Consider the following 14334-nt stretch of genomic DNA (forward strand, 5'->3'; position numbering starts at 1 on the left):
CGAGTGAGGGTGGGGCAGCCTCAGCTCGACCAGAACGTGTCTGGTTGAGCCAAGTCCTGCCCGGCTAACGGGATCTTGACGTGTCTTGCAAAGCTACACAAAGTCGCTATAAGCGAAGGAGGCAACGACCCGCCGGATCCCCTTCGCTGGCAGTCCCCCGCGCGTGCGGGGGGCCGACTTCATCGTGAAGCCTGTTGGCTCGCTTCACGGGGAACGACCATACCGGCGTACCGGGGCTCTCGCAACGCCTGGAGTCCCGAACTTAAACCTCAACTGCACGGTCTGCGACCGGCTTCGCCTCTCGCAGACTTGCTCAGTGAACCCCATCCTCTGCGGTGACGCCTGAAGACGCTGCCCGCCAAAGCCGTGGGAGACCGACCAAATATTGGTGCATCAGCGCGACGAACACCAGGGACATGGGTTTATGCCACAATCATCAGGGGCGCGGCCGGACACGTTACAGAGAATCGCGAACCACGGCGGTGCGATTGGGGGAAGGTAGGGCGCGGCTGCGGGGACGCGCACCAGCTAGCGAGTGAGGGACGCTGGACGGGACCGCCGGGCGGTTGGGGGCGCGGGCAGTAGGTCACCGGACACACCCGCCGTGCCGGGTCCCCCTCCTCCCCCGCCCGATCGCGGCGTCAGCGTGGCGGGGCGGCCCCGACCCCCGCGACAACCGATACAGGCACCGGGGTCGTCCACATGGGTGTGAACCGGCATCCCGGTGCCCGTATCGTATCCCGTCCCTATTCAGCGGGGAACGGAGGGGCAGGTGTCGGGCGGGTGTCGGCGCGTTGCTGAGACAATTTCCGCCCGGCTTGGGTTTTCGAATACAGGACGTCGTAATCTATTTCCCAGCTCTCGGCGCATTGGTGGCATATCGTCACGCCGTGGTTACACGTGTCAGGGGATCGCAACCACACTCTGCCCACAGTTTTGGCGTATTTATCGCACACGGACACATAGACGCTCCCGCCGAGTTTGGCTGACAGTTTGATCACACCCTGGCTGTCGTGTGTCGCCGTGTCGTGCATGAGGTGTTCGGTCGCGGTGCCCATGTAGGTCAGACCCGCTGCCGCACAGCGGGCCTCGATCTCCTCGCGCCCGAGGTCGGAGGCCAGCGATTGCGACAGAAGCACCTCCCACCGCCCCTCCCCCGCCTCCCACGGTCCACTCGTCTCATACCCGTGGGTGACGTGTCTCGCGGCGAAATCGGTCAGTACCCCGAGGTCGTCACCGCGCACCATATGCGACACAATCGTGTCCACGATCGCACTATTCATTACCGCACTCCCTGTCACAAGATGAAATGAAAACCGCCCGCGAGAGAAACGCCGGTTACTCCCGCAGTGCGGCCAAAGCCCGAAAATCTGGGTCGGGAACAATTCCCGTGAATGCATTGACGCTCGATAGGCCCGGAATGTCAACCCGCCCTATTCACGACGGGCAGACACACGGCAAGACGCGCGGCTATGACCGGCAGGATTCCCACATCCGGCGGGATTCCCCCCATTGCGCCCGCGCTGACCCGCCAGGGCACCCCGGTGGTGACCCACGTCGCCGCCGGACCGACACGACGGACAGGGGCCGGGCAGATGGTTCTGCCCGACCCCTGTCCGTCGTTAGCCCGGGTGGCCCGGTGAGATCAGTGGCCGGGGGTGCCCGCGAGAGCCCGCCGAACCGGCAGGTGCCCGAGGCTGTCCAGCCGCCACGCAGGCGGACCGCCGATCGCACCGACCCCGGCCCAACGGTGGTAGTTCAGGACCACCGCGCGGGCCGCGCCCGCGAGATCGGGATAGGTATTTCCCTCCAGATCTCCGCTGGTGATCTCCACCTGCCCGGTGTCGGGGTAGACGCGGGCCTCGGTCCGCACCTTGCGGTAGATGGCGAACACCGGAAACCACTGCGGCGCAACAGTATCGGTGGCGAGGCGGCGCGCGGCCTCCTCGGCGATCGCCAGCCACACCTCGACACTGTCGGGGGCGTGCGGGGAGGCGTCGAATGCCTCGTGCAACGCGACCGCGACAGCGGCGAAACGAGCGCGGGTGCTGGCGTTGATGGTCTCGGTCATTCCGGTCGAGCCTTTCTCTAATCGGATCAAAAAAGGGGGTGCCCCGGTGTGCCGCCCAGCCCGGCGGGGCTGGGCGGGACGCGGCGGCGCGCGTGCCGTGGTTCCGCTGCGCGGCGGTGTGGGTGTCACTGTCCGCGCACGGCCAGCGTGGCGGCGGTGGGGTTGTCGAACACCCGGCCGTCGGGCAGCAGGAGCCCGGCGGAGGCGGTCACGTGCGCGACGACGAGGCCGGTGAGGCCGACGATCACGGTTTCGTCGCCGACCGCGAGCTGGCCTGCGTCGATCAGATCGCGAATGGTCCACCGATCCGATCGCGGTACGCGAGCGAACGGGAACGGGTCGTCGAATTCGAAGTCGATCTGCCGCTCGGCGGCGCACTCGGCGCAGATCGTGCCGAAAGCGGGGTACGGGCACTCGTGCATCGGCACCACGGTGAACTCGTGTTCACGGAGCCGGGTGACCCGCTGCCCGGTGGACAGCACGGTGTAGGACTCGTCCAGCCGCCCAATAACTTTCTCGTACATCAGGTTTCGTCTCCTGGTGGTCGTGGGGCACGCGCGTCAGGCGGGGGCGGAGTGTGCCCAGGCGTGGGGCAACGGGCCGCCGAGGCTGAGGTGGTTGTCGAGCGCGGCGGCGAGTTCGCTCGCCTCGCGGTGCAGCGCCGCCAGCCGGTCACGGCGCTCGTCGGTGTCGCTGTCGGTGTGGGCGTCGATTTCGGCGTCGATCTGGTTCTGGCGCAACCGGAACCGCGACAGCAGGTCGTCGGGATCGTCGGCGCGGGCCTCGGCGGACGCGGCGCGATGGCGGCCCGCTTCGCTGTGGCGGGCGTGGTGGTAGGCCGAGACGATCGCGGCGGTCGTGGTCGCGGTGGCGTGGATGGCCGGGAACGGCAGCGGCTGCCCGCTGTCGCGGCGTTCGCACCCGCTGATGTAGGCGGTGCCGGGGCGGATGCTGTCGCCGGGGTGCACGGTCACCGCATACCGATCCGGTCCCAGATCGACCACAACCCGTGCGGCGGAACCGGTTTCGCGCCAGTGGTGCGGCAGGGCGGTGGTGGCGAGCGCGAACACCTCGACAGCGGTGGCGGTGTGCTGGTCGTCGGCGGGGTGGCCGCCGTGCACCCGCATCCGATCCCCGGTGCGGGGGTCGTGGACGTGGTCGGCCCAACTACCGCACCGACGACAGGTGCGACGCGGCGCATTACCCAGCTCGCCGAGGTCGTCCAGCTCGTTGTCCACCTCCAGCGCGCGGGCCAAATCCCCGGCGTCGGCGGCCCGGTCACGGACCGCGCGCAAGGACGCGATCAACTCCGAAGCTGACATGGACATGACAAAGTGCCTCGATTCTTCTGTACCAGAACGGATTTCGATGCTCAGCCCGGGGCCTCTGGCCGGACACCCGGCCCCGGTGATCGCCTCGCGCGTCCGGCGCGGCGCGGCGTTCCCGCCCCGAAGGTGGCGAGGGCACGTTTCGGGGCAGGGCAGCCACAGCGGGAGTCAGTTGGCGGCGGCGAGGGCGAACCGCTTCGGCTTCTCGCAGGTCTGGCGCGCCGTGCCCTTCTGGGTCAGCGTGACCAGCGCGTTGTGCACCGCGCCGCTGGACCGGTCGAGGGCCGTGCCGATCTGATGCGGGGTGAACTCGTCGCTGGGGTGGTCGCGCAGGTAGTCCTCCACCAGTCCGCGCAACCCGCCGGGGGGCAGTTTCTCCGACTCGGGCTGCCCCGCTGCGGCGTCCGACCCCGGGTCCGGGGCGGCGGGGGCCGGGGTGGCGGTGTTCGCGTCCCTGGCGGCGGTCGGGGCGGTCGAGTGGGGCTGCTCCGCATCCTGGTCGGGGGCGCTGTCGGGCGGGGTCGTCTGCACCGATCCGGCGGGGGCCGAGCCGGTTTCGGGGTCGGTCGCCGCCCCCTCATCGGCGGCGGCGGGGACGGTGGCCTGCTCACCGCCCGGCGCACGGGCCGGGTCGCGCTGCTCCGCTCCCGGCCCGGGATCAGCCGGTCCGGTGTCGCCCTCCGGCGCGGTCGCGGTGGCGTATTGCGCTGGCGTGGAGCCGGTTTCGCTGTCGGCGGCCTCGTCGGTTCCCGGGTCGGTGGACGGGGACGCGGCGGCGGGCTCGGGCTCGGTGGTGGTCGCGGCGGTGGCGGTCCAGGTCTTGGGGGCGCGGGGGGCGGGGTCGCGGTCGGAGCGGGCGGCCCCGGCGGTTTCCCACCCGGTCAGGATGCGGCGCGCGGTGGATTCGGCGATCCGCGCGGCGGGGGCCAGCACGGCGACAGGGGACCCGGGGTGGGCGGTCAGCGCCGCCCACAGCGCGCGGTCGGCGTCGGTGCGCAGCACCGGCCCACCCGGGGCCGGTTCGCCGCCCGGGACGGTGGCGGGGGTGGCGGCACCCCGGGCCGGGGGCGTGGTGGTGCGGGTCTTCTTCTTGCGGGTGGGTGCGTTCTTACGTGCGGACATGACAGGTCCCTCCAGTATTTCGGGTTTTCGGTGGGTGATGGGTCATGTCCCGGCCGGGACGGAAACCACGCCGTATCGGGGGGAATCCCCGGGGGTGGCGTCGTTTCCACATCTATGGACGCTCGATACCGGTACCAATGTCAAGCGGAATGTGGAACAAAAGCGATTTCCACCAATTCCACTCGTAGTCGCCGGAATACGACCTCACGAGATAAAATTCAGCGCTTCGGCCTCTCTAGTTGAGGTGACGTGTGCTCGCCTGCGATGGGCGAATCGGCCTCGCGTCAAGGCGAGGTCATGAGGACAAAGTCAGGAGGGCCCCCATCTCCGCGGTGCCGCGCGCCTGCCTGTTCTCGCGCCCTCGTGATCGAGAGAGCGCCATTGTTTTCCGGCGTCGCGCCTTGAAAAGGCGCGAAGACAACCCCGGGCAGGGTGGGAGAATGAACTCGGCCGGCCGGGGGCTCGCCGCGGGAATCGCGGGTGAGTCGGATTGCCGACACGTGCGCGACCGCACGGAGCGAGGAGATGATTTCCCGAAACGCGGGCCGGACCGGAGTTCGGCTGATTCGCGCGCGCTCTACGCGAGAATGACCAGCAGCCGGGATCGTGGTCACGCTGGCTTTGCCGCGTCGGTCCCGGTACCTGCATTGCGGCCGAATGTGTATGTGAACCGATGTCAGGCATGGCCGACGTCGGGGTACCGGGTGACCGGCTGAGCCGGTCCCCGTCTTCAGTCATTTCCTCACCCCCATCCCGACGTGCGCTCGCGGCACCCTCCGAGCCCGCGCAGTGCGCGTCCACACCAGAAGGAGAGCACCATGGGCAAAGGCGGAACCCCGATGGATTGGGAAGCGGCCGACCGGATCGGCGCGGCGGCGGATCGAGATCCGGACTCACCGACGGCCACGAGCGGGTTCGACGACCGCGCCGCCGACGCGGCCGAACGCAACGAAGGCTGCGACGATGACGAGTAGCCGACAACGCTGACTGTCGAGGTCGGGCCGCGGGCAGCTCCATTCGCGGTCCGGTCTCGCATGGCTCTGCGAGGGTGTGAGACCGGCAGCACCTGCCCGAGGCCCACAAAGACCTCGCGCGATCGGGTCTGCGCGCCACGCCAGGCCAGTACCTGCTGCACCGCCCGCTGAACCGCCCATTCCTGTGGATCGTCAGGGTCGAGGCCAGCACTCAGCAGCGCTTCACGGTCGATGGAATCAGTCATACGAACTTGGACGCCGCGCTGCGGCTGCTCGCCGCGGAGGCGATGTGACACGCCTCCGGTTGTCCTGCACAGATGACGCCCACTCCACCAGAGGGCACAACGCCCCTCGCGTCGGCCCCTTCGCACAACCCCGGGCCGGTGCGCGAAGCGTCGATACGGCCACGAGACGGCGGCTTGCCGGGAAGGTGCAGACGTTGGCCCGGAGAGGGTTTCGCGAGGGAATGAGGTCCTGGCGATGGTGGGTCTGGCGATGACCGCTCTCGTTCGGCGAGCACGAGGTCGGGCAGTCCAGCGGTGAGTCCTCCGGGGTCGCTCTCGGCGGATACGATGGGCGGTCGATGAGCGACGAGCCGATCCGTTCCGATGACAGCGACGCACCGATCACCAGCGCGGCCCAGGATCATCTGTCCCGCAGCGTCTTCGCCACCCGCATCGCGCAACGCATCGCGAGAACCGGGATCGGACCGAGCGTGGTGTTCGGGCTCGCCGGTCCCTGGGGAAGCGGCAAGACCTCGGTGCTGAACATGATCACCGAAGCGCTGCAAGATAATTCACCTCAACCCGCGGGCTCGACCGGTCACTGGTCGGTGGTGCAGTTCACTCCGTGGGCCGTCTCCGACGTCGACGCGCTGCTCACCGAGTTCTACACCGCGATCGCGTCCGCGCTTCCCGCGAAAGCGACCACAGCACGCGACATGCTCAGGGCGGCAGCACCGGTAACAGGGGCGGTGACCAAGAGCGTGATGAAGGCCGTCATCGAGAAATGGGCTCCTGGCGGCGTGGATGAGGCATGGCAGGCAGCTTCCGACGCCGCCGCCGATCGACTCGGCTCGATCAAGGCACCGGAGGATCCCTTCCAGGTGCGATTCGACAAGATCTCGGTTGCGATCAAGGCCGCGGAGACCCCGGTGCTCGTCGTGGTGGACGACCTGGACCGCCTGCACACCGACGAACTGCTGGCCGTGATGAAAGCGGTCCGGCTGCTCGGACGCTTCCCCAACGTGCACTATCTACTCGCCTACGACAAAACCACCATCCTCGACCTGCTCACCGGTTCCGATCTCGCGCGCGACAACCGCGACCGCGCCCACCGATACCTCGAGAAGATCGTCCAGTACCCCTTCGTCCTTCCCCCGATCCAGCAAGTCCATCTCGAGAACGAACTACGCCGCGAACTGCGTACCACCGCAACCAATCTCGGACTCGACCTGGACGCACACGCCACCCGCTACGCCCTCGACAACCTATTCGAGGTTCTGCCCGACCCCAGCGCGTTGACCCTGCGCAGCATCAAACAACTCTGCCTTCAAACCGACGTGCTGTGCTCCCTGGTCGGGGCCCGCGAGGTCGATCTGTTCGACGCGGCCGTCATGACCTATATCCGCCTGACGTATCCCGACCTCTACGAACGCATCCCGACCTGGCGACACAGCCTGCTCGCGTCGAGCGAGCACTCACGAGTCGAGGGCGGAGAGTGGCAGAACCGCATTGTAATGGCTGTTCCGACCAGCAACTTCAACGACGGTACGGTCACGGCGATCTATCGGATGCTGGTGGCGCTGTTTCCGAGGCTGCCCAACGTATCGGGCGCGGTGTGGCCGGACAGGTGGGCCGCTCAGCGGATCAGCGATCCCGACTATTTCTCCCGCTACTTCCAGTTCGCCCTCCCCGAAGGCGATCTCAGCGACGCGGCGGTCCGTGATGCATTCGGAGAACTCCTCGCCCGCGGCGAACTCGGCGACACCTCGCTGATCACCCAACACCTCACCGAAGGCTCGCCGCGGTACCCGCTGTTGAGCAAGCTGCTTCGCACCCTCGACCTCGTCGAACGAGCCACCTCCGCCACCAGCGCCTCGGCCGCGGCTTCGCTGACCCGGCGACTGGGGCCACGGCCGGGGGATCTCTATACCGAATGGGGGACAGTTGTTTTCGCGCTTCTCGCCCACGCGGTGAACACCGCCGAATCCGACGAGGCCGCGCGTCGCATAATTAACGCCTATCGAGAGGAATTCGGACTCCACCACGCCGCAGGCGCAACGTCGCACTACCGCGACGACGACCTGGCACGGGAAACCAGGTTTTTCGCTGCCTGTCGGGACATTCGCGACGAGATCGTGCAGGCGTGCGTGCACGATTTGCGCACCCCCGACGTGCCGCTCGGGCAGGGAGTGCTGTCGTTCGCGCAACTCCTCGACGACACGATGTGGGCACAGATCCGCGCCGCCCTGCGTGGCAGTGGGGTCTCGCAGCAAGACCTCGCTGCTCATTTCGTCGGCACTTCGCAGGTGAACCCCTCGGCCGCACCGGTGCTCGATCAGTTCTACGACAACTGGTTCACCAAAGTGGTCCCCGACGACGAGTTCGACCTGGACCAGTTCGAGAACCCCTCCGCCGTCGATCAAACAGATCTCACCCTTCGCGGGCGGGCGCTCTTCGCCGCCTACCACGTACGCAGGGCAGCGCCGCCCTACCGGGTGCGTCACGGTAACGCGCGATAGGTTCGAGGAATGGCTTTGGGCCATACCTGGGCCGCACCCCGCTGACTACGCGGCGGGCCAGTCCTGGGGCCAGGGGTCGAGGATCTGGTAGGTCTCGTCGGCGGCCCAGAGGTGGCGGCAGTCCGGGCAGATGGTGGACACGTGCGAGCAGTAGGCCGCGTCCGCTATGTCGAGGTCTCCCACGATGGGCTCGATCGTGACAGGTGTGTCCGAGCCGGGCGGGTAGTACTCGCCGGGGTCGACCAGAACTCGCAGGGTACGTCGGGTGAGGTCGGCGGCCGGGGCAGCGGCAACGGTTCCGTCCGGCCATGCCACGACGACGTAGTGGTCGCCGTCGCTGGCTTCGGCGACCACGACGCCGTATCCGCTCATCGTGGGAGCGGTGACCTGGGTGCCGGGCTCGATACCCATCGGGAATGCGCTCCTTCCAAACGTGGGTTTCGCGTAACGGCACCCGGCCTTCGGGGTTCGCCGAGGGCCGGGTGCGCCGGGTGGGCGGAATTACAGTTCGTCGGGGGTGAACAGCCCGGCCTCGAGGACGGTCTCGCGGAACTCGGCCAGGCGCCGGAGGTCCTCGTCGAGGTCGCGGGCGGTGAACTCGGTCCGCAGCGGGGCGCTGTCCACGGCGGTGGTGTCGGGGATCTCGCCGGTGAACACCGCGTGGGCGATGGTCTCGATCCGCTCGGCGAACGCGGTGAGCCGGTCGGTGATCTCGTTCTGCCGCTGCCGGATTCGCGCGCGCACGTCCTCGCGCTGGCTGTCGCGGAACCGCTGCATCCGCTGCCGCCACTCGGGGGTGTCGAGACCGGGATCGGCGGGGAGAAGGTCCCAGGGGCGGACGAACGCCCGCTCGTCCGAGGCGGTGCGCACCGAGTATTCGAGCAGGCCGTCGTCGGAGAACACGCCGGTCACCTCGGCGCGCAGGTCACGGCGGCGGGCGAAGACGACCTCGTCGCCGACGCGGATCGGGCACGCGGCACCGGGCGTGCTGGTGGGTGCGGTGGTGTTCGGGGTGGTCGCGTCGTCGCTGGTCATGGTGGAGTCCTTCGGGTCGGGCGCGGGCAGCGCCGGGGGTCGCGGGATGTCGAGGGCGGGTGCGGTCACTGGCGGGGGTGTGGCGCGTGCTGGGCGGGATCGGTGGCGGTGTCCGAGGCGGGGGTCTCGGTCGTCGTGGTGGCGGCCTCGCTGGCGTTGCCGGACTCGGCGGGGTCATCGGCGGCGCGGGCGGAGGTCCGGTCGGCGGGGGTGGTGCGGTGTTCGCGTCGTTCGCGGGCCGCGATCAGATCGCGCGGAAACATGTGGCGCACGCCGCCGCCCGTGGGTTCACGGTACATCCGAGAGGGCATGTCAGTTACTCCTATTATGTTGCGAGAGAGGCTATTTCGATACGTCCGTGCCGGGTGTGCCCGCCAGGGAACCCGTCACGGTGGCGTGGGTTGCTGTGGCGCTGCCCGTGCTGGAAGGGTGCGGGTGCGCCGGAGCCGCGCGGTCGTGGCCCCCCGGTCAGGCAGGGGTGCGGGGGGCCAGGATCCGGTCGGCGTAGTCGGTGAGGGTGTCGATGATCTTCTGCCAGCTGGCCGCCTTGTGGAGCGGGTCGCGCTCGAGGGGGGCGGCGATCTGCGGCCAGGCCGGGTCGGTTTCCTGCCAGCGGGTGCCGCCGTTGATGTGGTAGGTGGCCTGCGGGATCGCCCAGAGCACGTTCCACTGCCGCCAGGGCCGGGTCGAACGCCTCGACCAGATAGCGCGACTGGGACGGGTGCATGTCGATGCGCAGGGTGTAGCGCAGCGGGACGCCGTGGCGTTCGGCGAGAACGACCACGTCGTTGCGTTGGCCGTGGCCGCCCTTGATATCGGCGATGGTCAGGCGGGGCCCCGGGCCGACCTCGCCCGCGGTGCTCGCGCCGGTCGGGTCTGCGCCCGAGGCGGTGGTGGTGTCGTCCGGGTGGACGGGGTCCGGGTCGTGGTCGCGCCGGTCGGTGCGGGGGTGGTTGGTCATGCCGGTTTCTCCGATCATGGTGGGGTAGTGGGGTTTTCGTCTCTCGCGGGGGGTTGCGGTCGAGGATGTTTCGGCCGTTCTCGGCCGGGGCGCGATCAGGGCGAGGGCGGTGGTGGCTGTGCGGGCCTCGGGGGTTGGTCGAGGGCCGGTCCCAGCCACCACGCGCCCCGCGCATTCACCCGGCGTCTACTCGTCCAGGCGGAGGTCTTTGGCGTGCGGGTTGACCGAGGGCAGCACCTTTTCGATCCGGAACCCGTCCCGGTCGGGACCTGCGTAGTGGGTGTCGATCGTCAGCTCGGCGACGGCGTCGCTCAGCCGGTGCTCGTTCCCGGGTTCGAAACCCGGCGGCACGTTGACCATGGCGCGGTGTTCGTGGGTTTCGGTCCACCGCAGAATGACCGTTATCCTCTGCTGTTCGGCGTGGGGGGCGACCGCCCGGGTGGTGCGGCGTCGCGGGCGATCCTGCGGGCGGATGACCGGGGGCGGGGTCCCCGCCGCGCGGTCGATGAACCAGGGTTCGCCTCCGACCCGGGCGATCGGGCCGCCGCTGTGGCTGGCGTTCGGCCTGTCACCTACGGTGAATCGGGTCCCCGGGCGGTGGAGTCCGAGAGCGCGGGGATGGGTCGTTTCTTCGGTGAGGGGGCGGGCGATCCATCCGCCGACGATCACGTACAGGCCGTCGTCGTCTTCGCGTACGAGTGGCATCGGTTGTCCTTTCGTTGGGATTCGCACCGGTCGGGCTTCACGGTCGGGCCGTCGAAATCCGTTCCGGTAGTGGGTTTCCCGGGCCCGGCGCGGTGGTCGCGCGCCGGGCGCGGGGGTGGGGGGTCAGGCGGTGCGGACGGTGGCGCGGGTGCGCGGGAGCCGCGCGGGCGTGGCCCCAGGTCATGGTGTGCGCGGTCGGGGCGGCGGTGGTGGCCGTGTGCCCCCCGGGTGTTGGTCGAGGGCCAGCCCCAGCCACCACGCGCGCCCTGCACATTCACCCGGCGTCTACTCGCCCAAGGGGAGGTCTTCGGCGTCCGGGTCGAACGAGGGCAGCACCTTTTCGATCCAGAATCCGTCCCGGTCGGCCACTGCGTAGAACGTGTCGGCGGCCAGCTCGGCGACGGTGTCGCTCAGCTCGTCCGCCTCGCCGGGTTCGAAATCGGCCGGAACGTTCACCACGGCAGAGTGTTCGATGGTTTCGGTCCATCGCAGGACGATGGTCTTCTTCTCGGGCATTCGGAACTCCTTGGGGATGCGATCGGTTTCCCGGGCCCGGCGCGGCCGGTTGCGCGCGCCGGGCCTGGTGGGTCAGGCGGTGCGGACGGCGGTGAGGAGGGCGCGGGCGATGGTGGCGGCGGTGGTGGTGGGGTCGGTGAGGGTGTGCACGGTCGCGCCGGTGAGGGGGGTGACCAGGGGGTGGTCGGGGGCCAGCCACAGCACGGCGCATCCGCTGGCGCGCAACCGGTCCAGTCGTTGTTGACCGTCGGCGCGGGGTTGGGCGCGGAATCGGCCGTCGGAGATGATCACCAGCAGCCTCGTGTTCTCGGGGCGGGACAGCCCGAGCGCGCCGTCGAGGGCATCGATCGCGACCTCGATGGCTTCCCAGGTGGACGGGGTGGCGAACTCGGTCACCTGTTTCGGCGCGGTCCCGGGGTAGGTGACCGGGCGCACGTCGCGCCCGAAGGTGACGGTGGCGGTGCGGGCGGGCATCCTCGCCTGGTCGGCGGCGGTGGCGATGATCCACGCCGCCGAGGCCACGGCCTCGGCATAGTCCTTCATCGACCCCGAGTCGTCGCAGGCGATACCGACGCGCAGCGGCGGCACCGGGACGGGGCGGGTGACGCGCCGGGTGAACGGATGCGCGGTCGGTATCGTCCCGGCCGCACGCTGCGCCTCGCGGGCCAGCGCGCCGCGCATCCGTACCCGTCCCGGCGGTATCGGCGAGGTGATGGTGGTGGCCGCGCGTTCGCGTTGGCTGGCGGTGTCCAACGCGCGCGCCAGCACGCGCGCGGCGGCGCGCTCGCGGTCGTGCGGGGCGCGGGTTGTGCGGGCGGGGCCGGGGCCGTCGTCGCGCCCGGTGTCGAAGACCTCCGTGGCGGTGGTGTCGGCGCGGTCGCGGTCGCGGGCCTCGGCGTGGGCGGCCTGTTCGGCGCGGTCGGCGGGGTCGGGCGGGATCTGGTGCGCGGCAACGTTTTCGGCGATGTCCCGGAGGGTGCCGGTGACGGCGGTGCCGAGCGGGGAACCGGGTTGGGGGGTGGTGTGGGGTTCGGGGCCGACCAGGGCGTGCCAGCGTCGCCCGAGTTCGAGCATGCCGTGGGTGTTGGTGTCGGAGAGTCGGTGCGCGATCCGCCACAGCGTGCGCAGTTGCCGCAACAGGTCGCGGCCGAGGACCTCGGTGACCACAGCGGCGGCCGGAGCGCATTCGGCCTCGGAGAGCACACCCGCATCGACCCGGGCCAGCATGAGTGCGGCAGTCCGCGCGGCGGCGTGGCGGGTGGGGGCCAGTTCAGCGGCAGCAGCGGGCCCGCCGCCGAGGTCGGCCAGCACGAGTTCGCGAGTGCAGGCGCGCAGCCAGTGGCGGTCGGCGGGGCGGCGGCGCAGCTGGGCGGCCTCGATCCGCGACTCCTCGAGCAACACGGCCGCGCGCACCGCCTCCGGGGGCGCGGATCGCGAACGGTCCCACCGCGAGTGCGCGGCGTGGGCGCACTCGTGGACCAGCGCGCCCCAGGTGGGGGCGTAGCGGTTGCGGTCGGAGTTGCGCCACGGGCGCGCCGTGGCTGGATCGACACCGAGGGTCTTGCCGTCGATCAGGATCGTGGCGAGGGTCGGAACGAACATCGCCAGTCCTCCGGCGGCAGCACCGGGCGCGATGACCACGGTGAGGTCGCTGCGGTCGGCGATCGGCGGGGTAGCGGCGGTCATCGCCTCCGACAGCGTCTTCCAGCCCGAACGGGCGGGCAACGGTGTCGGCGGGGTGGCGGTGGGCGGGGCGGCAGTCATGTGCGGAGCCATGGGGAGTCCTTTCTGGGGTGGGGGCCGGTGTCCCCGGGGCCGCGCCCCGGGGCACCGGCCAGGTCAGGGGTTGAGGCGGGCACCGAGGGCCAGCGGCTTGTACTCGGCACCGCCGAACTCGACGCGCACGACCTCGGCGACGATGTCGCGGTCCTCTTCCGGGGCGGCCCCCACGAGATTGCTGGCAGCGGTCGGAATGTCCACGGCGGCAGCGATTTTCGCGAACGCCAGCAACTCGCGCAGTTGCGGAGCCCAGCCCACCTCGCAGCGTTTGACCCGTTCGGCGAGCACACGGGCGGCACTCACCGCCCGCGCGTCCACCCCGAGCGTCTCGGCGAGGTCGTAGTCCGAGGTCACTTCCACTTGGAACGCGAAACGACTGGCGAGCGCGTCGCTCAAAATCGCCCCATGTACGCCCGGATTGTGTCCGGCCACCACGAAGAACCCGGGCGCAGCTTTCACGACCTCGCCGCCGTTGGCTTTGATGATCACTTCGCGGCGGCCGTCCATCGCGGGATACACCACCGCGAGCACACTGGGCGGGATCAACGTGGCATCGTCGATGAACAACACCGCGCCCGCGCGCATGGCGCGCACCAACGGGCCGTGCACGAATTCGAAACGCCCATCCGGGGTTTGGGTGTACTCCCCCACCAGATCGCCGACCGTGGTGTCGGAGTCCCCTTGCACGGTGAACAGGTCCCCGAACGCCGCTTCGATCAACGACGTTTTACCGGTACCGGGCGGCCCGTACAACAGCACGGGCACCCCGTTGGCGCGCATGCGCGCCAACACGTCCACATCCGGCAACCCGGCCAGCGCGCGCGGGTGGTACACCTGCCCATTCGGACGCACTACCGGTTTCGCGGTCACGGCCGGGGCGGGGGCCGCACGGGTTTTACGGGACTTCCGCCCCACCGCCGCCGGTTTGGCGGCGGCCGGGGCGGGGGCGGGGGCGGGGGCCGGGGCCGCCGGCGCGGGGGGGGGCCGGGGGGGGGGGGGGGGGGGGGGGGGGGGGGGGCCGGGGGGGCCCCGGGGGGGGGGGGGCGGAATCTGTTGCTGGTGGGGGCGTGGACCTTGTTGCTGGTGGCCATTTTTCGGCG

The 14334-nt window shown here is 69.9% G+C and carries 15 protein-coding genes; 2 read left to right on the forward strand and 13 right to left on the reverse strand.

Annotated elements, in window-relative coordinates; translation table 11 throughout:
- Window positions 1–746 precede the first annotated feature (746 nt).
- The 5 genes from ACFYTQ_RS28090 to ACFYTQ_RS28110 all read right to left on the reverse strand — a co-directional run bounded on the left by ACFYTQ_RS28090 (window position 747) and on the right by ACFYTQ_RS28110 (window position 4521).
- Complete coding sequence (locus ACFYTQ_RS28090; RefSeq protein ID WP_387367363.1) at window positions 747–1283, reverse strand: hypothetical protein; 537 nt, start codon at window positions 1281–1283, stop codon at window positions 747–749.
- Window positions 1284–1645: 362 nt separating this feature from the next.
- Window positions 1646–2071: a hypothetical protein gene (locus ACFYTQ_RS28095; RefSeq protein ID WP_387367365.1), complete on the reverse strand. Its 426-nt coding sequence runs from the start codon at window positions 2069–2071 to the stop codon at window positions 1646–1648.
- A gap of 125 nt (window positions 2072–2196) precedes the next feature.
- Window positions 2197–2595 (reverse strand): hypothetical protein, encoded by a 399-nt coding sequence (locus tag ACFYTQ_RS28100; protein WP_387367368.1) that lies wholly within the window; start codon window positions 2593–2595, stop codon window positions 2197–2199.
- 36 nt (window positions 2596–2631) lie between these two features.
- Window positions 2632–3399, reverse strand: a complete 768-nt coding sequence (locus tag ACFYTQ_RS28105) for a hypothetical protein (protein ID WP_387367371.1) — start codon at window positions 3397–3399, stop codon at window positions 2632–2634.
- A 168-nt stretch (window positions 3400–3567) separates the two neighbouring features.
- Complete coding sequence (locus tag ACFYTQ_RS28110) at window positions 3568–4521, reverse strand: hypothetical protein (RefSeq protein WP_387367374.1); 954 nt, start codon at window positions 4519–4521, stop codon at window positions 3568–3570.
- A gap of 818 nt (window positions 4522–5339) precedes the next feature.
- On the opposite strand from ACFYTQ_RS28110, the gene ACFYTQ_RS28115 reads away from it, so the two are divergent.
- Entirely contained in the window at window positions 5340–5495 is a 156-nt protein-coding gene (locus ACFYTQ_RS28115; protein ID WP_387367377.1) for a hypothetical protein, read from the forward strand.
- 583 nt (window positions 5496–6078) lie between these two features.
- Window positions 6079–8238, forward strand: coding sequence for a P-loop NTPase fold protein (locus ACFYTQ_RS28120; protein WP_387367380.1), 2160 nt, complete (start codon window positions 6079–6081; stop codon window positions 8236–8238).
- A 45-nt stretch (window positions 8239–8283) separates the two neighbouring features.
- On the opposite strand, the gene ACFYTQ_RS28125 is transcribed toward ACFYTQ_RS28120, so the two are convergent.
- The 8 genes from ACFYTQ_RS28125 to ACFYTQ_RS28160 all read right to left on the reverse strand — a co-directional run bounded on the left by ACFYTQ_RS28125 (window position 8284) and on the right by ACFYTQ_RS28160 (window position 14068).
- The gene (locus ACFYTQ_RS28125; RefSeq protein WP_387367383.1) at window positions 8284–8649 is read right to left on the reverse strand and encodes a hypothetical protein; all 366 of its coding nucleotides are present in this window, start codon (window positions 8647–8649) and stop codon (window positions 8284–8286) included.
- Window positions 8650–8739: 90 nt separating this feature from the next.
- Complete coding sequence (locus tag ACFYTQ_RS28130; protein WP_387367385.1) at window positions 8740–9342, reverse strand: hypothetical protein; 603 nt, start codon at window positions 9340–9342, stop codon at window positions 8740–8742.
- Window positions 9339–9584: a hypothetical protein gene (locus tag ACFYTQ_RS28135; RefSeq protein WP_387367388.1), complete on the reverse strand. Its 246-nt coding sequence runs from the start codon at window positions 9582–9584 to the stop codon at window positions 9339–9341. The genes ACFYTQ_RS28130 and ACFYTQ_RS28135 overlap by 4 nt, the downstream gene beginning before the upstream one ends.
- Before the next feature lie 157 nt (window positions 9585–9741).
- On the reverse strand, window positions 9742–9936 hold the full coding sequence (locus tag ACFYTQ_RS28140) for a hypothetical protein (RefSeq protein ID WP_387367391.1): 195 nt from the start codon (window positions 9934–9936) through the stop codon (window positions 9742–9744).
- Window positions 9937–10420: 484 nt separating this feature from the next.
- Entirely contained in the window at window positions 10421–10939 is a 519-nt protein-coding gene (locus ACFYTQ_RS28145) for a hypothetical protein (RefSeq protein WP_387367394.1), read from the reverse strand.
- Between the two features lie 285 nt (window positions 10940–11224).
- A complete protein-coding gene (locus ACFYTQ_RS28150; protein WP_387367397.1) occupies window positions 11225–11455 on the reverse strand; it encodes a hypothetical protein in 231 nt (76 codons plus the stop codon).
- A 72-nt stretch (window positions 11456–11527) separates the two neighbouring features.
- Window positions 11528–13231 carry a VWA domain-containing protein gene (locus ACFYTQ_RS28155; RefSeq protein WP_387367400.1) on the reverse strand — a complete coding sequence of 568 codons (1704 nt, stop codon included), beginning with the start codon at window positions 13229–13231 and terminating at the stop codon, window positions 11528–11530.
- A gap of 63 nt (window positions 13232–13294) precedes the next feature.
- Entirely contained in the window at window positions 13295–14068 is a 774-nt protein-coding gene (locus ACFYTQ_RS28160) for an AAA family ATPase (protein ID WP_387367403.1), read from the reverse strand.
- Window positions 14069–14334: the final 266 nt, after the last annotated feature.

The organism is Nocardia sp. NPDC004068 (genome assembly GCF_042874315.1).
Lineage (GTDB): Bacteria > Actinomycetota > Actinomycetes > Mycobacteriales > Mycobacteriaceae > Nocardia.